Source organism: Actinomadura monticuli, assembly GCF_041463655.1.
Lineage (GTDB): Bacteria > Actinomycetota > Actinomycetes > Streptosporangiales > Streptosporangiaceae > Spirillospora > Spirillospora monticuli.
Genome location: NZ_JAXCEI010000001.1, coordinates 645499 through 662587, shown reverse-complemented (window position 1 = coordinate 662587; position 17089 = coordinate 645499). Strand labels below are relative to the sequence as shown.

19 protein-coding genes are annotated in these 17089 nt (G+C 73.3%); 13 read left to right on the top strand and 6 right to left on the bottom strand.

Annotated elements, in window-relative coordinates; genetic code table 11:
- Positions 1-130 precede the first annotated feature (130 nt).
- The 7 genes from SM611_RS03230 (at position 131) to SM611_RS03200 (ending at position 7820) form a co-directional block, all read left to right on the top strand.
- Positions 131-532 (top strand): PGPGW domain-containing protein, encoded by a 402-nt coding sequence (locus tag SM611_RS03230; RefSeq protein ID WP_371947258.1) that lies wholly within the window; start codon positions 131-133, stop codon positions 530-532.
- Between the two features lie 152 nt (positions 533-684).
- On the top strand, positions 685-1818 hold the full coding sequence (locus SM611_RS03225) for a DegT/DnrJ/EryC1/StrS family aminotransferase (RefSeq protein ID WP_371947257.1): 1134 nt from the start codon (positions 685-687) through the stop codon (positions 1816-1818).
- Entirely contained in the window at positions 1815-2846 is a 1032-nt protein-coding gene (locus SM611_RS03220) for a Gfo/Idh/MocA family protein (protein WP_371947256.1), read from the top strand. Before SM611_RS03225 ends, SM611_RS03220 begins: the two co-directional genes overlap by 4 nt.
- Positions 2847-2882: 36 nt before the next feature.
- On the top strand, positions 2883-4175 hold the full coding sequence (locus SM611_RS03215) for a nucleotide sugar dehydrogenase (protein WP_371947255.1): 1293 nt from the start codon (positions 2883-2885) through the stop codon (positions 4173-4175).
- Between the two features lie 42 nt (positions 4176-4217).
- A complete protein-coding gene (locus tag SM611_RS03210) occupies positions 4218-5801 on the top strand; it encodes a glycosyltransferase family 4 protein (protein ID WP_371947254.1) in 1584 nt (527 codons plus the stop codon).
- On the top strand, positions 5794-7212 hold the full coding sequence (locus tag SM611_RS03205; protein ID WP_371947253.1) for a glycosyltransferase: 1419 nt from the start codon (positions 5794-5796) through the stop codon (positions 7210-7212). Before SM611_RS03210 ends, SM611_RS03205 begins: the two co-directional genes overlap by 8 nt.
- Positions 7209-7820, top strand: coding sequence for a hypothetical protein (locus SM611_RS03200; protein WP_371947252.1), 612 nt, complete (start codon positions 7209-7211; stop codon positions 7818-7820). Before SM611_RS03205 ends, SM611_RS03200 begins: the two co-directional genes overlap by 4 nt.
- Positions 7821-7837: 17 nt before the next feature.
- Here SM611_RS03200 and SM611_RS03195 read toward each other — a convergent pair whose 3' ends face one another.
- Positions 7838-8446 carry an acyltransferase gene (locus tag SM611_RS03195; RefSeq protein ID WP_371947251.1) on the bottom strand — a complete coding sequence of 203 codons (609 nt, stop codon included), beginning with the start codon at positions 8444-8446 and terminating at the stop codon, positions 7838-7840.
- Positions 8447-8650: 204 nt separating this feature from the next.
- Here SM611_RS03195 and SM611_RS03190 point away from each other — a divergent pair, with 204 nt between their 5' ends.
- Positions 8651-9058 (top strand): hypothetical protein, encoded by a 408-nt coding sequence (locus tag SM611_RS03190; protein WP_371947250.1) that lies wholly within the window; start codon positions 8651-8653, stop codon positions 9056-9058.
- Positions 9059-9123: 65 nt separating this feature from the next.
- On the opposite strand, the gene SM611_RS03185 is transcribed toward SM611_RS03190, so the two are convergent.
- The 4 genes from SM611_RS03185 to SM611_RS03170 are packed head-to-tail and all read right to left on the bottom strand — an operon-like array spanning position 9124 to position 12482.
- Positions 9124-9972, bottom strand: coding sequence for a fumarylacetoacetate hydrolase family protein (locus SM611_RS03185; protein WP_371947249.1), 849 nt, complete (start codon positions 9970-9972; stop codon positions 9124-9126).
- Entirely contained in the window at positions 9969-10838 is an 870-nt protein-coding gene (locus SM611_RS03180) for a fumarylacetoacetate hydrolase family protein (RefSeq protein WP_371947248.1), read from the bottom strand. Before SM611_RS03180 ends, SM611_RS03185 begins: the two co-directional genes overlap by 4 nt.
- Before the next feature lie 4 nt (positions 10839-10842).
- The gene (locus tag SM611_RS03175; protein ID WP_371947247.1) at positions 10843-11631 is read right to left on the bottom strand and encodes an SDR family NAD(P)-dependent oxidoreductase; all 789 of its coding nucleotides are present in this window, start codon (positions 11629-11631) and stop codon (positions 10843-10845) included.
- A 56-nt stretch (positions 11632-11687) separates the two neighbouring features.
- On the bottom strand, positions 11688-12482 hold the full coding sequence (locus tag SM611_RS03170; protein WP_371947246.1) for an SDR family NAD(P)-dependent oxidoreductase: 795 nt from the start codon (positions 12480-12482) through the stop codon (positions 11688-11690).
- A gap of 80 nt (positions 12483-12562) precedes the next feature.
- On the opposite strand from SM611_RS03170, the gene SM611_RS03165 reads away from it, so the two are divergent.
- Genes SM611_RS03165 through SM611_RS03145 form a run of 5 tightly spaced genes read left to right on the top strand, consistent with a single transcriptional unit; the run spans position 12563 to position 15876 of the window.
- Positions 12563-13342 carry an IclR family transcriptional regulator gene (locus tag SM611_RS03165; RefSeq protein WP_371947245.1) on the top strand — a complete coding sequence of 260 codons (780 nt, stop codon included), beginning with the start codon at positions 12563-12565 and terminating at the stop codon, positions 13340-13342.
- A complete protein-coding gene (locus tag SM611_RS03160; protein ID WP_371947244.1) occupies positions 13339-13890 on the top strand; it encodes a carboxymuconolactone decarboxylase family protein in 552 nt (183 codons plus the stop codon). Before SM611_RS03165 ends, SM611_RS03160 begins: the two co-directional genes overlap by 4 nt.
- 34 nt (positions 13891-13924) lie before the next feature.
- Positions 13925-14131 (top strand): ferredoxin, encoded by a 207-nt coding sequence (locus SM611_RS03155; protein WP_371947243.1) that lies wholly within the window; start codon positions 13925-13927, stop codon positions 14129-14131.
- A 1-nt stretch (position 14132) separates the two neighbouring features.
- On the top strand, positions 14133-15431 hold the full coding sequence (locus tag SM611_RS03150) for a cytochrome P450 (protein ID WP_371947242.1): 1299 nt from the start codon (positions 14133-14135) through the stop codon (positions 15429-15431).
- Positions 15432-15465: 34 nt separating this feature from the next.
- Positions 15466-15876: a RidA family protein gene (locus SM611_RS03145; RefSeq protein ID WP_371947241.1), complete on the top strand. Its 411-nt coding sequence runs from the start codon at positions 15466-15468 to the stop codon at positions 15874-15876.
- Between the two features lie 65 nt (positions 15877-15941).
- Here the strand turns inward: SM611_RS03145 and SM611_RS03140 are convergent, their stop codons facing one another.
- On the bottom strand, positions 15942-16997 hold the full coding sequence (locus tag SM611_RS03140) for an amidohydrolase family protein (RefSeq protein ID WP_371947240.1): 1056 nt from the start codon (positions 16995-16997) through the stop codon (positions 15942-15944).
- Positions 16998-17089 lie beyond the last annotated feature (92 nt).

Sequence of the window (17089 nt, the reverse complement as noted above, 5' to 3'; positions counted from 1 at the left end):
GTCCCTGCTGTGGGAGTCTTTTCCCGGGGCGGGGGCCTGGTTTGGCGGGCGTGTCGTGCGCAACATCTAGCGTGTAGGTGCACGGCGACGTGGCGGGGAGCGGTTCGGCCCCGTCCGGGCGGGAGGGGCGATGGGGTACGGGAGGTCGGCCAAGCGGGGCGCGGTGCTGGTCGGCGGGGGTGCGGTGCTGGTCACCGGGATCGCGCTGCTCGTCCTGCCCGGCCCCGGGCTGCTGCTGGTGCTGGCCGGGCTGCTCATCCTCGCCCGGGAGTTCCCGGCCGTGGACCGCTACGTGGAGCCGGTCCGGGAGCGCGCGATCCAGGCGGCCGAGGAGAGCGTGACCTCCTGGTGGCGGCTGACGGGGTCGATCCTGACGGGACTGGCCCTGATCGGGGCGGGCGTCGCGTGGGGCCTGGTGGAGGTGCTGCCGTTCTCGGGATGGAGCACCGGGTCGGGCCTGATCCTGTCCGGGTTCATCCTCTTCGGGCTGCTGTACTGGAGTTACCTGCGCGTCAAGGCCGGCAAGGCGTGATGAGCGGGCCGCGTCGCGGCCTGGACACTTCCCGTTAAGCCAGGCTTCCACTGATGGTCTGCGCCCTGTGCGCGTCCTTCCCTCCGGTGAGGGGATCTGCCTAGCACGCATCATCGTGCGTCGATCCCATCGTTCGCCTGAGGAGTCCGAGCATGCCCGTGGAAACGGAGAGGACCGTTCCCGCGGCGGGGCCGGTGATCGGCGAGGCGGAGATCGCGGCGGCCGTGCGCGTGCTGCGCAGCGGCCGGGTCGTGCAGGGGCCCGAGGTCGCCGCGTTCGAGGACGAGTTCTCCGCGCTCGCCGGGGGCCGCCACTGCGTCGCGGTGAACTCGGGGACGTCGGCGTTGCAGCTGAGCCTGACGGCGCTCGGCATCGGCACCGGCGACGAGGTCGTCGTCCCGTCGTTCACGTTCGCGGCCACCGCCAACGTCGTCCGCCTGGCCGGCGCCGAGCCGGTGTTCGCCGACATCGACCCCGCCACGTTCTGCGTCGACCCGGACGCCGTCGCCGCCGCCGTCGGGCCCCGCACCGCCGCGATCATCCCGGTGCACCTGTACGGGCACCCGGCGGCGATGGACCGCATCGGCCCGCTCGCCGAGCGGCACGGCCTCGCCGTCGTCGAGGACGCCTGCCAGGCGCACGGCGCCGCCCTCGGCGGGACCCCGGCGGGCGCGCTCGGGACGGTCGGCTGCTTCAGCTTCTACCCGACCAAGAACATGCACGCGCTCGAAGGCGGCATGGTCACCACGGCCGACGCGGAGACCGCGCGGACGCTGCGGCTGCTGCGCAACCAGGGCATGGAGCAGCGCTACGCCAACGAGATCGTCGGCGCCAACCTGCGGCTCACCGACGTCGCGGCGGCGATCGGGCGCGAGCAGCTGAAGCGGCTGCCCGAGTGGACCGAGCGGCGCATCGCCAACGCCCGGTTCCTGGACGCGAAGATCACCGCCGTGGCCGTCCCGCCCGTCGCGGACGGCGCGCGGCACGTCTACCACCAGTACACCGTCCGGGTCGCGGAGCGCGACGCCGTCCAGCGGGGGCTGGCGGAGCGCGGGATCGGCAGCGCCGTCTACTACCCGGCGCCCGTCCACCGGCTGCGGCCGTACCTGCTGGACGGGCGGCCCGACCCGCGCTGGGACCTGCCGGAGACCGAGCGGGCGGCGGCCGAGGTGCTGTCGCTGCCGGTGCATCCCTCGGTCGGCGATGAGGATCTCGCGCGGGTCGCCGACGCCGTCAACGAGGTGGCCGGTGGTCATCGGGCGGCAGCGGGGAGGGGCACGTCATGAGCGCGCCGCTGCGGGCCGGGCTGGTCGGGCTCGGCGTCATGGGACGCAACCACGCGCGGGTCCTGAACGAGCTGGACGGCGTCGACCTCGTCGGGGTCGTCGACCCGGCGGAGCGCCCCGGCGGCGTCCCGCCCGGGGTGCCGCTGCTGGACTCGCTCCAGGACCTGCTGGACCTCGGCGTCGACTACGCGGTGGTCGCCTGCCCGACGGCGCTGCACGAGGAGGTCGGCCTGGCGCTCGCCGAGGCCGGCGCCGGGGCGCTGATCGAGAAGCCGCTCGCCGAGTCGGTGGAGGCCGCCGAGCGGCTGGTGAAGGCGTTCGAGCCGCGCGGCCTGGTCGCCGGCGTCGGCCACATCGAGCGCTACAACCCGGCGCTGCAGAGCCTGCGGGCCCGGCTGGAGGCGGGCGAGCTGGGCGAGGTGTTCCAGGTCGTCACGCGGCGGCAGGGGCCCTTCCCCAACCGGATCGCCGACGTCGGGGTCGTCAAGGACCTCGCCACCCACGACATCGACCTGGCCGCCTGGGTGACCGGCCAGGACTACGTGTCGATCTGCGCGCACACGGTCGCGCGCACCGGCCGCCCGCACGAGGACATGGTCGCCGCCGTCGGCCGCCTCGCCGACGGCGCGATGGTCAACCACCTCGTGAACTGGCTGAGCCCGCTCAAGGAGCGGACCACCGCCGTCACCGGGGAGCGCGGCTGCTTCGTCGCCGACACGCTGACGGCCGACCTGACGTTCTACGCCAACGGCGAGACGAGCACCGAGTGGGAGGCGCTGCGGACGTTCCGCGGCGTGTCCGAAGGCGACATGGTCCGGTACGCGATCCCGAAGCGGGAGCCGCTGCTGGTCGAGCACGAGCGGTTCCGCGACGCGGTCCGCGCGGGCGCGGGCGGCGGTGAGGAGCCCGGGATCGTCACGCTGCGGCAGGGCCTGCGGACGGTCGAGGTGTCGGTGGCCGTGCTGGAGTCGGCGCGCCTCGGCACGACGGTGGCCCTCGGTCCGGCGGAGGTGCTGGGTGCCGTCTGACCTCGGGCGCGGTTCTTCCAGGGAGGCGGGTGGCTGATGCGGATCTGCGTGGTCGCGCTGGGCAAGATCGGTCTTCCTCTCGCGGTGCAGTTCGCCCGCAAGGGGCACCGGGTGATCGGCGCCGACGTGGACGAGCGGGTCGTGGCGGACGTGAACGCCGGCCGCGAGCCGTTCCCCGGCGAGGCGGACCTGGACGTCCACCTGGACGCGGCGGTCCGGGACGGGCGGCTGGCCGCGACGACCGACACGGCGTCGGCGGTCGCCGGGTCGGAGGCGGTCGTCGTGGTCGTCCCGCTGTTCGTCGACGGGCACGGCACGCCCGACTTCGGCTGGATGGACGCCGCGACCCGCTCGATCGCGGCGGGGCTGCGGCCCGGCACGCTCGTCAGCTACGAGACGACGCTGCCGGTCGGCACCACCCGGGGGCGCTGGGCGCCGATGCTGGCGGACGGCTCGGGCCTCGCGCCCGGCGACGGCTTCCACCTGGTGTTCAGCCCGGAACGGGTGCTGACCGGGCGGGTCTTCGCCGACCTGCGCCGCTACCCGAAGCTGGTCGGCGGCATCGACGGCGCGTCCACCCGGCGCGGCGTCGAGTTCTACGAGCGGGTCCTCGACTTCGACGAGCGGCCCGACCTGGACCGGCCCAACGGCGTCTGGGACCTCGGGTCCGCGGAGGCCGCCGAACTCGCCAAGCTCGCCGAGACGACCTACCGCGACGTCAACATCGGCCTGGCGAACCAGTTCGCCCGCTACGCCGACGCGGTCGGGGTGGACGTCATGAAGGTCATCGACGCCTGCAACACCCAGCCGTACAGCCACATCCACCGGCCGGGCATCGCGGTCGGCGGCCACTGCATCCCCGTCTATCCGCGGATGTACCTGTGGAACGACCCGTCCGCGACGGTCGTGCGCGCCGCCCGCGACGCCAACGCGGGCATGCCCGAGTACGCCGTGGGCCTCCTCGCGGACGCCTACGGCGACCTGGCGGGCGCGGGCGTGCTCGTGCTCGGCGCCGCGTACCGGGGCGGCGTGAAGGAGACGGCGTTCTCCGGCGTCTTCCCCACGGTCGAGGCGCTGCGGGCGCGCGGCGCCGTCCCCTACGTGTCCGACCCGATGTACACGGCCGGGGAACTCGCGGGTCTGGGCCTTCCCCCGCACCGGGGGGAGGCGGTCACCGCCGCGATCGTGCAGGCCGACCACGCCGCCTACCGGGACCTCGGCGCGGACGACCTGCCGGGCGTCAAGGCCCTCGTGGACGGCCGCCGCGTCACCGACCCGGCGCGCTGGTGCGGCGTGGAACGCGTCGTCATCGGCGGCTCGCCTCGCTGACCAGTGACTGGAGCCTCGACTGAGAACCGACTGGAGCACCGCATGCGAAATGAGGACGACACGGCGGCCGGGGAGTCGCGAGGCCGCATCGTCATGCTCGTCGACAACGACGTCCAACGGGACTCCCGGGTGCAGAAGGCGGCGGCGTCGGCCGCCGGAGCGGGCTGGGAGGTGCACCTCCTCGGCTGCGCCCCGCCGAGCAGGCGGCGGCGGTCCTGGACGCTGGGCGGCGCGCACGTGCGCCTCGTCCCGCTGCGGCAGACGCTCGTCCGGGACCGGCACGGCGTCCTGCGCGCCACTCTTCGCCGCCCGCTCGCCTACGGGCATCCGAGCGTGGCGGACTACCGGCGCCGGCTCGTCCAGTCCCGCCGCGCCGACCTGGCCGCGTCCGGGCTGGAGCCCGGCGGCAGGCTGCGCAAGGCGTGGCTGATGGCGCGGCGCGCGACGGCGAAGACGCAGTCGCGGTGGGTCGCGCTGCGCCTGCGGCAGACCGGTGCGCTCACCGCGGCGCGGGAGAACCCACACACGCCGCTGGAGCGGCTGCCGATCAGGTTCTGGCAGGCGGTGCTCGGCGACCGGGCCTGGCGCGTCCTCGACCGCGCCCTGTGGGACTGGGACAGCGCCTACGGCAAGATCATCGACGCGCTGGAACCCGACATCGTCCACGCGAACGACTTCCGGATGCTCGGGATCGGCGCGCGCGCCGTGCGGCGGGCGCGGGCGAAGGGCCGGGACGCCAAGCTCGTGTGGGACGCGCACGAGTTCCTGCCCGGCATCCGGCCCTGGGGCGCCGCGCCGCGCTGGCATCCCGCGATGTGCGCGCACGAGCGCGAGTACGCGGGCGACGCGGACGCGGTGGTGACCGTCTCGGCGGCCCTCGGCGAACTGCTCGCCGAGCGGCACGGCCTGCGCGAGAAGCCGACCGTGGTCCTCAACGCCCCGCTCGCCGGAGCGCCGGCGGGCAGCGGCGCGCAGGAGCGCGCCCCGGTCCCGGACCTGCGGGAGCTGTGCGGTGTCGGGCCGGACGTCCCGGTCGCCGTCTACAGCGGCAGCGCCTCCGTGCAGCGCGGCCTGGACATCATGATCGAGGCGCTGCCCCGGCTGCCGCGGCTGCACGTCGCCCTGGTCGTCGCCACGGCGGGGTCGGAGTACGTGCGGGGGCTGCTCGCCCGCGCCACCGGGCTCGGCGTCGCCGACCGGCTGCACGTCCTGCCGTACGTGCCGTTCGACCGGGTCGTGGAGTTCCTGTCGGCCGCCGACCTCGGCGTCATCCCGATCCACCACTGGCCGAACCACGAGATCGCGCTGATCACGAAGTTCTTCGAGTACTCGCACGCGCGGCTGCCGATCGTCGTCAGCGACGTCCGGGCCATGGGCGGCATGGTGCGGGAGACCGGGCAGGGCGAGGTGTTCCGCGCCGAGGACCTGGACGACTACGTGCGGGCCGTCAATGCGGTGCTCGCCGACCCGGGCCGCTACCGGGCCGTGTACGACGACCGGCCCGAGCTGCTCCGCGAGTGGACGTGGGAGGCGCAGGCGGAGATCCTCGACGCCGTCTACACCCGGCTGCTGCCGTCCGCCGCGCGGCCCGCCTACACCATCGCCGGAGGACGATCCCATGACTGAACGCCACCCTCCGCGCCTGCTGTACCTGGCCTTCTACTTCCCGCCGTCCCGCGCCAGCGGCGTGTACCGCCCGCGTGCGACCGCGAACCGGCTCGTCGAGCTGGGCTGGGACGTCACGGTGTTCGCGGCGCCGCTGCCGTTCCTCTACGGCACGATCGGCTCGGTCGACGACAAGCTGATGGACACCGTCGACCCGCGCGTCACGGTCGTGCGGCCCAGCCTGAACCGGTTCGTGTGGGAGACGAACCTGCGCGAGTACAGCGGATTCCGCGCCAGGTTCCCGTACCTGGCGCAGGCGCTCTACACGTGGGGGCAGGAGCACGTCTTCCCGGAGCACTACGCGTCGTGGGCGCGGGCGGGCGTCCGGCAGGCGCTGCGGATGCACAGGCGGCACAGGTTCGACGTGGTGCTCGCGACCGGCAACCCGTTCGCCTCGTTCGGCGCGGCATGGCTGTTCCACAAGCTGACCCGCACGCCCTACGTCGTCGACTACCGGGACTCCTGGACCCTCGACCAGTTCTCCGAGGAGCCCAGGTACGAGGACGGGCATCCCGCCTGGCGGTGGGAGAGCCGGATCCTGCGGTCGGCGGCGAACTCGCTGTTCGTCAACGACGCGCAGCGCGCGTGGCACGCCGACCGGCACCCGCACGCGGCCGGCCGCATGATGACCGTCCTGAACGGGTGGGACGCCGACACGCTCCCGAGCATCGCCGAGCCGCCCCCGGCGGCGCGCGAGGCGGCGCGGGCGCACGCGCCGCGCTTCTCCTACGTCGGCACCGTCACCGACCAGCAGCCCATCGAGGAGCTGGTCGAGGGGTTCTCCCGCGCCCGGGAGCATCCCCACATGGCGGACGCGTCCCTCGACTTCTACGGGTACTTCGGCTTCTTCAAGAACTCCGTCAAGGTGATCCGCAACCGCTTCGCCGCCGCCGTCGCCGGCCGCGGCGAAGCCGTCGGCGGGGAGGGGGCCGAGGACGACGGGCTGCTCGCACCGGGCGTGCGCTACCGGGGACCGGTGTCCAAGACCGACCTGGCCGGCGTCTACCGGGACTCCGACGTCCTGGTCTTCCTCAACGGCGGCGGCCGCTACGTCACCTCCGGGAAGATCTTCGAGTACATGGCGGCGGGACGGCCCGTCGTGTCCGTGCACACCCCGGGATCGGCGGCGGAGGAGGTGCTGCGCGGCTACCCGCTCTGGTTCAACCCGGGCGGACTCGACCCGGCGGAGATCGCCGTGTCGATGGCCGCCGCGGCGAAGGCCGCGGCCGGGCTGGACGTGCGGCAGGTCGCCGAGGCCCGCGAGTACGCGGACCGCTTCTCCCGGAACGTGACGCTGAAGCCGCTCATCGGCCGGCTCACCGAGCTGGCCGCGCGCAGGCGCGGCGCGTGCGGGACGGGGTGGTTCCGTTGAGCGGCGGCGGCACTCACGGTGACCCGGGCGGCGGCGCGCGGGCTCCGCGGGTGCTCGTCCTGGCCCTGGACCCCCGGCTCGCCATGGACCCGAAGCCGATCATCCCCGCCCGGCGCCAGTACACGCGCATCATCGGCCTGGCCGGCCACTTCGTGGACGAGGAGGGCGCGCAGGTCGATCTCGTGACGGCGGAACCGGACGGCTGGGACGAGCTGGACGGGAGGGTGCGGCTGCACCGGCTCGACCGGGCGGAGGCCCGGCATCCGCTGCCCTGGCTGGAGCACACGATCGTCACCCGGATGCCGCGCGTGATCGTCCGGCCGGTGGCGGGGCTCGGCCGGGCCGGCGCCCGGCTGGACACCGCCCGGACCCGGCTGTCCCGCGGCGTCCACCGGCGGCTGTTCGTGCCGTTCTACCGGCATGTCCGGCCGCTGCTGCTCGCCCGCATCGCGCAGCGGCGGGTGCTGTGCGGCCTCGACCCCGCCCGGCTCACCCGCGTCGTCGTGATGGACCGGACGTCGGTGCCGCTCGGCCGCCGGCTGGCCCGCCTGCACCCGGACATCGTCGTGACGACCCGCCAGGACCGGAGCCTGGACGCCAAGCCCTGACCGTTCAGGACGCCCGCTCAGGAGGTCTCGGTGAGGACGGCCGCGCCGTCCCCGCCGGGCGCCTCGGCGTAGCGCTCGCCGGTGCGCGGGCACTCCCACGTCCCGTCCGGGCCCTCCACCAGGCGCGCCCCGGCACGGCCGACCCAGCCGACGCGCCGCGCGGGCACGCCCGCGACCAGGCCGAAGTCGGGGACGTCCCGGGTGACCACCGCACCGGCGGCGACCATCGCCCAGCGGCCGATCCGGACCGGCGCGACGCACACGCTGCGCGCGCCGAGCGAGGCGCCCTCGGCGACGTGCACGCCGACCGCCTCCCAGTCGCCGCCGCGCTTCAGCGTGCCGTCCGGGTCCACCGCGCGGGGCTCCCGGTCGTTGGTGAGGACGACGGCCGGGCCGACGAACACGCCGTCCTCCAGCACGGCGGGCTCGTAGACGAGCGCGTGGTTCTGCAGCTTGACGTTGTCGCCGATCCGGACCCCGGCGCCGACGTAGGCGCCGCGCGACACGATGCAGCCCGAGCCCAGCCGGGCGTCCTCCCGGATCTGGGCGAGGTCCCACACGGTGGTGCCGTCGCCGAGCCTCGCGCTCGGGTCGACCTGGGCACTCGGCGTGATGCGGGGTGCCATGCGCTGCCCTCCTTGCCGGTGGCCGCCGGGCGCGATCCCCCCGGTCGCCAGGCAACTCTACGGCGCGCGCCCCCGCCGCCGTGATCTCCCAGGAGGACGCTGGGAACAAGCCAGGGAAAAACCTGGGAGAAAAGGCACGGTCCCGTTGATCCGGCGGCGGGGTATCACCGTGCAATGGTTATGGGCATAGTTCTTCGTCTACTCGTGGCCGCCGGACTCGCGGCCGACGCTGTCGTGCACTGGCGCTTCGCGCCGGACATGGCCCCTGGGCCGAACACCCCGGACGACGTCATCCCCGGCGACGACCTCTTCTACGCGCAGGCGATCGCGGCGGCCGTGGCGGCCGTGCTGGTGCTGGTGTGGGCGCGGAGGTGGACGTACGCGATCGCGTTCCTCGTCGCGGCGAGCGCCGCCGGGGCCGTGCTGCTGTACTACTTCGTCGACTTCGGGCAGCTCGGCCCGATCCCGCGCATGTACGACCCGTCGTGGTACGCCGACAAGACGATCAGTCTCGCCGGGGAGCTGGTCGCGGCGCTCGCCGCGCTGGTCGGCTTCTTCACCGTCAACCGGAGGGAGGCGGTGGAAGCGCGGTCCTCGATGCCCGTCGGATGACGGCGCCGATCATGTCCGGGCGGGCACCGCGTGGGAGCGCCCGCCCTTCATGATCGACGCCGTTGTCAGACCTCCCGCGCCGCCACGAACCGCTGGGTGAGGCGGCCGACCCCCTCCAGCTCGCTGACCAGCTCCTCGCCCGCGCGGATGAACCGCTTCGGCGTGCGGGCGTTGCCGACCCCGGACGGCGTCCCGGTGAAGACCAGGTCGCCGGGGAACAGGCGGCAGACCCGCGACAGCCGGACGAGCAGCTCCGGCACGTCGTAGATCATCGCCGAGGTGCGCGCGCTCTGCACCGTCTCGCCGGACAGGCTGCACGAGATGGCGAGGTCGGACGGGTCGCCGAACTCGTCCGGAGTGACCAGCCAGGGGCCGGTGGGGCCGAAGTTCGGGAACGACTTGGCCAGGCTGAACTGCGGCTTGGCCCCGGCGAGCTGCGACGTCCGCTCGGACAGGTCCTGGCCGAGCGTGATGCCGGCGACGTGGTCCCAGGCGTCCTCGCGGCGGACGCGGACGGTGTCCCGGGACACCGCCACCACCATCTCGACCTCCCAGTCCACGGTGGCGGACGGCAGCTCGACCTCGCAGACGGGCCCGGCGAGGCAGCCCGGGAACTTGGTGAACGTCACCGGCGCCGATTCCGGCGGGTAGCCGGCCTCGCTCGCGTGCGCCGCGTAGTTGATGCCGATCGCGAACACCTGGCGCGGGCGCGGCACGGGCGGCCCCAGTTCCTCGACCGCGAACGCCTCGCCCTGCGACGGGTCGAGGGACGCGGCCCAGTCGCGGAACGCGTCCCATTCGGCGAAGACGGCCTGCGGGTCCGCGGAGAAGCGGCCCCCGCTCGCCTCGGCGACGTCGACCGCCGCGTCCCCGGCGACCACGGCGAGGCGTCCGCGCAGGTTGGCGAGCCTCACCAGTCGACCTTCTCCGGTGCGGGCTCGCCGTGCGCGTCCTGCCAGGAGACGACCGTGTTGCGCAGCGTCCCGACGCCGTCGATCTCGGCCTCCACGACGTCACCGGGGCGGAGGTAGAAGTCGAACGGGTTGGGCTGGACGGCCGCGACGCCCGAGACCGTGCCCGTCGTGATGATGTCGCCCGCGCTGTAGGTCTGCGGCGAGTGGTAGGCGACCAGATGCGGGATCGACACCCGCATCTGCTTGGTGTGCCCCGTCTGCCGGACCTCGCCGTTCACCCGGAGCCGCATCGCGAGGTCCTGCATGTCGTCGATCTCGTCGGCGGTGACGATCCACGGGCCGATCGGGCAGAACGTCTCGATCGCCTTGCTGAACGAGAAGACGCCCGACTCCATCTCGCGGCGCTGGATGTCGCGGGCCGTGATGTCGTTGAAGACCGTGAAGCCGGCGATGTGCTCCAGTGCCTCCTCGGGCCCGAAGAACTTGCCGGGCTTGCCGATGATGACGGCCAGTTCGAGCTCGTAGTCCAGCTCCCGGGTGAGGTGCTCCGGGTAGACGATCGGGTCGTCCGGGCCGATGATGGCGTCCACGTTCTGGAAGAACACGATGCCCTTGTGCACCGGATGCGACCAGTTGACCGCCTGGAGCTCCTCGTGGTGGTCGGCGAAGTTGCCGGCCGTGTGGAAGAACTTCTTCGGCCGGATGGGCGCGCGGAGCCGCACGTCCGCGAGCTTCAGCCGCTCGCCGGTCTCGGCGGCCGTCCCGCCGCGCTCGAAGAACGCCCGGGTGGACGGGACGTCCAGCTCGATGACGTCGTCGCCGTCCAGCCGTCCGACGCGGCCCTCGTCAAAGGTGATCAGCTTCATCGGTTCACGCCCCGACCATGTTGAAACCGCCGTCGGCGAGCATGTAGGCGCCCGTGATGTGGGACGCGTCCTCGGTGGCGAGGAACAGGGCGGTCCCCGCGACCATCTCGGGCGGCGGGATCTGGCCCATCGGGGTCTGCGAGATGAGCTTCTCGCGGCGTCCCGACTTCCAGTCCTCGCGCTCCAGCGTGGCGCCCGTCTCCATGAAGCCGGGCGCGAACGTGTTGACGCGGACGGACGGCGCGAACGCCGCCGCGTACGACTTGGTGATGCCGAGCAGCCCGTACTTGGCGGCGGCGTACTGCGGGGCCCGCGCGCTGCCCCGCACCACGACGGTGGAGCCGATGTTCACGATCGAGCCGTGGCCCTGGTCGAGCATGCGGGAGCCGAACTCGTGGGTCATCAGCAGCGTGCCCTTGACGTCGACGTCGATGACGCGGTCGAGGGACTCCTGCGTCAGCTCGCGCCACGACATCTGCTCGGTGGCGACGTCGCCGACGTTGTTGACCAGGACGTCCAGCGTGCCCGCCTGCTCGAACACCTCGTCGGCGAGGCCGCGGATCGCCTCCCACGACGAGATGTCGGCCTGCACGACGAACGCCTCGGAGCCCGCCTCCCGGACGCGCTCGGCCGTCCGCTCCGCGCCCTGCTTCGAGCTGTTGTAGTGGACGCCGACCCGCGCGCCCTCCTGCGCCGCGCGCACGGCGATCTCGGCGCCGAACCCGGTGCCGGCCCCTGTGACCAGCACCGTCTTCCCGGCGAACCGCGGAAATATCTGCTGCCCAGTGCTCACTGCGTTCTCCCTAGTCGTGTCGTTCGCCGGGGGCGCCGCCCACACCCGGCAAAGCCCTATACGAGCGTCCGGCCGCCGTCGACGTACATGACGTGCCCGGTCATGAACGACGCGTGCGGCGAGGAAAGGAACAGGACCGGGCCGGCGACCTCCGCCGCCGTCCCCAGCCGCCCGGCCGGGACCAGACGCACCAGATCATCCCGGACGCCGGGCCGCGCGAGGTACTCGGCGGTCAGCGGCGTCTCGACGTAGCCGGGGGCGACCGCGTTCACCGTGACGCCGTGGCAGGCCCATTCGGCGGCCATCACCCGCATCATCTGGTTCATGCCGCCCTTGGACGCGGCGTAGGGCCCGTGCTTCTTGTGGGCGAGATGCCCGGACACCGACGACAGCAGGACGATGCGCCCGCCGCCCGCCGCCACCATGTGCCGGCCGGCCTCCCGCGCCGCGCCGAACGCCGTCGACAGGTTGGTGCGGAGCATCGCGTCCCACTCGGCCTCGGTGAACTCCAGGATCGGGCGGCGGTCGTTGACGCCGACGCAGTGCAGCAGCACGTCGAGGCCGCCCATCGCGTCCAGCGCGTGCCGGACGGCGGCGGCGCCCGCGCCCGGCTCGGTCAGGTCGGCGGCGAGGGTGTGCGGCCTCGTCCCGTCCGGGCCCGGGGGGAGGGAGGCGAGCCGCGCGGCGTCGCGGTCGACCACCGTGACGGCGGCGCCGGCGCCGAGGTAGCCGGCGACGCACTCCGCGCCGATCCCGCCCGCGCCGAGGACGAGCACCCGGGCGCCGCGCAGGCCCAGCCAGTCGGTCGCCGTGCCCGGCGCCGCCTCAGTCGTCGGTGACCCGTCAGCCACTTGCGGTCCCTCGCCTTCGTGTGTACTTTCATCAAGTGAAAGTTAGTTTCACTAAACAAGAGTATGGAGTGGTCCCGGACATGCCGTCAAGCGACCGGTCGCGCTACCACATCGCGGCACTCGCGAAGGGGCTGCAGGTGCTGAGCCTGTTCGACGGGCCGACGCTGTCCCTGCGCACCAGCGACATCGCCGCCCTGACGGGCATCCCGATGCCCACGGCGTTCCGGATCGTCGCGACGCTGGAGGACCTCGGCTACCTGGAGCGGCGGCACGACGGGTCCGTCCAGCCCGGGGTGAAGGTGCTGACGCTCGGCTCGGCGGCGATGCGCGGGTCGAGCCTGGTGCAGCTCAGCGACCGCCCCCTGCGGCTGCTCGCGGAGGCGACCGGGGAGACGGTCAACCTCGGCGTCCTGGTCGAGGACCGCGTCCTCTACCTCGCGCGGCTGCGCAACGCCGACCTGGTCACGGCCAACGTGCACGTTGGCTCGACACTGCCCGCGCCCTACACGTCCATGGGGAAGCTCCTGCTCGCGTACCTGCCGCCGGACGATCTGGACCGCCGCATCACCGCGGCGTCCTTCACCCCCGGCGCGGGGCCCAACGCGGTCGGCGGTGTCGGCGAACTGCGCGCGCAGCTCGCCGAGATCCGCCGCAACGGCTACGCCGTCCAGGACCAGGAACTCGCGCAGGGCCTGCGCTCGGTCTCGGTCCCGGTGTTCGGCAGCGGCGACGCCCCGGCCGCCGCGGTCAACGTCGCCGTGTCCGCGATGCGGCGCTCCGAGGACGACCTGCACGGCGAGATCCTCGAACGGCTCCGCGAGACCGCCGACGACATCAGCACACGACTGAGGACCCGATGACACGGCAGCACGCGTTCACGCCAGGCGAACTCGACGGCGACCGCCTGGCCGTCTACAAGTCGATCACCGAGGGGCCGCGAGCCAGGGGCCCGCGCCTGTTCGACCTGGTCTCGGAGTCGGGCGCACTGCTCGGCCCGTTCAACGAGTTCCTGCTGCGGCCCGCGCTCGGCGACGCCCTGCAGCGCCTCGGCGCGGCCATCCGCTACGAGGGCTCCCTGAGCGGCCGGGCCCGCGAGATGGCGATCCTGGTCGTGGCCGCCGCCTGGGACAGCGAGTTCGAGCGCACCGCCCACGAGGCCGTCGGACGGTCGGCCGGCCTGACCGAGGCGGAGCTCGCCGCCATCGCCGCGCGGGCCCCGCTCGCGCTGGACGACCCGCACGAGGCCGCCGTCCTGCGCCTCACCCGCGCGCTCGCCGCCGGCGACGTGGACGACGAGACCTGGGCGGCCTGCGTCCCGCCGCTGGACCGCGAGACGGTCTTCGAGCTGACCACGCTCGTCGGCTACTACTCGACCCTCGCCCTCCAGATGCGCGCGTTCCGCGTCTGATAATGCTGTTGCGCGCGGATGGGAGGGGAACACCATGACGATGAAGGTGCGGATCGACCCGGAACGCTGCCAGGGGCACGGCCGCTGCTACGACCTGGCGCCCGGCCTGTTCGGCGAGGACGACGAGGGCTACGGGACGGTCCTCGGCGACGGCCTCGTGCCCGGCGGCGCGGAGAAGGACGCGCGCCTCGCGGCGGCGAACTGCCCGGAACGGGCGATCGACGTCTCCGAGGAGGCATGACGTGACCGCCGACGACCGGGACCTGGGCCGCACGGACGACCGGTTCGACGACGACCAGGTGCGGGAGAGGCGGAAGAACCGGCCGCTCGGCACGCGCAATGAGGTCGTCACCGGCCCGGTCTCCGACTGGGCGACCGACTTCTCCCATCTGGAACCGGAATGGGCCGCCGACCCGTACCCGATCCAGGACGACCTGCGCCGGCGCTGCCCCGTCGCGCGGACCGAGCGGTTCGGCGGCGGCTGGCTCCCCACCCGCTACGAGGACGTCGCCGCGATCGCCTACGACACCGAGCGCTTCACCTCCCGCTCGGTCGTGGTGAGCAACTTCCGGCCGCCGCGCGAGCTCGCGCCGGTGGGGGTCACGCCCCCGATCTCGTCCGACCCGCCGTTCCATCACGACGCGCGCAGGCTGCTGCTGCCGGCGTTCAAGAAGTCCGCCGTCCAGAAACTGGAGGAGGGGACCAGGGCGTTCTGCCACGCGCTCGTCGACTCCTTCGAGGGACGGGACGCCGTGGACGCCGCCCACGAGTACGCGCAGCACATCCCCATGCGCGTCATCGGCGACATGCTGGGCTTCCCGCCCGAGGACGCGCCGCGGTTCCGCGAGTTCGTCGAGAACGTCCTCGAAGGCGTCAACCTGCCGCCGGACGAGCGCATCGCCCGCATGGACGCGCTCTTCGAGTACCTCCTCGACCAGATCCGCGACCATGTCGCGAACCCCCGCGACGACCTCACCACCTACCTGCTGGAGGCGGAGCTCTACGGGCGGAGGCTCGACCCGTCCCACGTGTCCGGGACGATGGCGCTGCTCCTCATCGCGGGCATCGACACCACGTGGAGCGCGATCGGCGCGTCGCTGTGGCATCTGGCGAGGACGCCGTCCGACCGGGAGCGCCTCGTCGCCGAACCGTCGCTGCTGCCGACGGCGATGGAGGAGTTCCTCCGCGTTTACGCGCCGGTCACGATGGCGCGGCTGGTGAAGGAGGACATGCGCTGGGGCGGCGTCGACATGAAGGCCGACGACTGGGTGCTGCTGTCGTTCCCGGCGGCCAACCGCGATCCGGCCCAGTTCGACCGGGCGGGCGAGGTCGTCATCGACCGGGAGGTCAACCGGCACGCCGCGTTCGGCCTCGGCATCCACCGCTGCGTGGGCTCCCACCTGGCCCGCATGGAACTGCGCGTGGCGCTCGAAGTCTGGCTGGAGCGGATTCCCGCCTTCACCCTGGACGACCCGTCGGCGGTGACGTGGGCGGCCGGCCAGGTCCGCGGGCCCAGGACCCTCCCCGTGAAAATCAGTTGATCTTCGCCCCCGGCGGCGGCCTAGACTCGCGCGCATGTCCGCCGAGATCACACGCATCAATCCCGCTCGGCTCCACGCGACCCCGGGCTACCACCACATCACCGTCGTGGAGGCGGGGCGGACGGCGTTCCTGGCGGGGCAGTGCCCGCTCGACCCGTCGGGGACGCTGATGGGGCCGGGCGACCTCGACGCCCAGATCGACCAGGTGGCGGCGAACGCCGTCACCGCCCTGAGCGAGGTGGGCGCCCGGCCGGAGCATGTCGTCCGTTCGGTGATCTATGTGGTCAGCTCCGAGCAGGGGCCGCTGGGCGCAGCCTGGCAGCGGCTGACCGATTCGGTCCTCGGGCCGGCGTTCACCACCGCCAGCACGCTGCTCGGAGTCGCCCAGCTCGGCTTCGACGGGCAGCTCGTCGAGGTCGACCTCACGGCGGCGCTGCCCGGCTGACCCGCGCGCTGCCGCTGGCTCGCTCCCGGCCCGGCCGGGCGCGCCCTGGTGGACGCGTGGTCAGGTCACCCGGCGAGCCTTCGGGCCAGGCGTGGCAGGAGGCGGAGCGCGTTGGTCCGGGTAATGGCGCGGTGGGCGCGGTGGTCCACGGCCGGGTCGCGGTCGAAGTCGCGGGTGTTGAGGGTCACCTCGCGGGCGGAGTTCGCGGGCCAGTCGGTGCCGAACAGGACGCGGTCGGCGCCGACGGCGTCCAGCAGTGTCGGCGAGGCGTACGGGGACGTCGGCAAGGCCGTGTCGTAGTGGAAGCGGCGGAGGGCCGGGCGCATCTTCGCAGGGAAGGGGCCGTCGTCCTCCCGGTGCGAGCGTTCGGCGCGGCCCGCCATGTACGGCAGGAAACCGCCGCCATGGGACAGGATGACGGAGACGTGCGGATACCGGTCGAGCGTGCCGCTCGCGATGAGGCTGAGCGCGGTGCGCGTGGTGTCCAGCAGGTAGTCGGCCAGCCAGTCACCGACCTCGGGCACCTCGACGATGCCCTTGGGCGCGACCGGGTGGGTGAACACGACCGCGCGGCGCCGGTCCAGTTCGGCGAACAGCGGTGCGAACATCGGGTCGCCGAGGTACCGGCCGTCGGCCGAGGTGTTGAGGAGGACCCCGTCGGCGCCCAGGTCGTCCAGCGCGTGGGCGATCTGCGTCACGGCCAGGTCGGGGTGGAGCATCGCCACGTTGGCGAAGAAGCCGAACCGGGTGGGGTGGTCGCGCGCCAGTTCGGCCAGCGACTCGTTGCACACCTGGACGCCCGAGACGGCGGTCTCGCGGTCCTGGAAGATCTCGGCGGGGACCGGGGCGGACGCGACGCCGGCGGCGATGCCGTTGGCCTCCATGGTCCGGAGCGTGCTCTCCAGCGTCCATTGGGCCCAGGACGGGCCGCCCACCGGGGGGATGATGCCCTGGTCGACGGCCCATTGCCGCATCTTCGGCGGGACGGCGTGGTGGTGGGTGTCGATCCGTCCGCGTCCGGGCTCGGGGCCGGCCGCGGCGGCGGCTCCGGCGGGCAGCGCGGCGGCGGCCGCGGTCAGGCCGGACAGCTGGAGTGCGCGTCGGCGGGTCAGTTCGGGCATGGCCGTCTCCATTCGGCTCAGTGGAAGCGCCGCCCACGTCTCTACTGAGAAAGTCTCAGATGAGACTATATCAGAAGGGCCTACCATGGGGC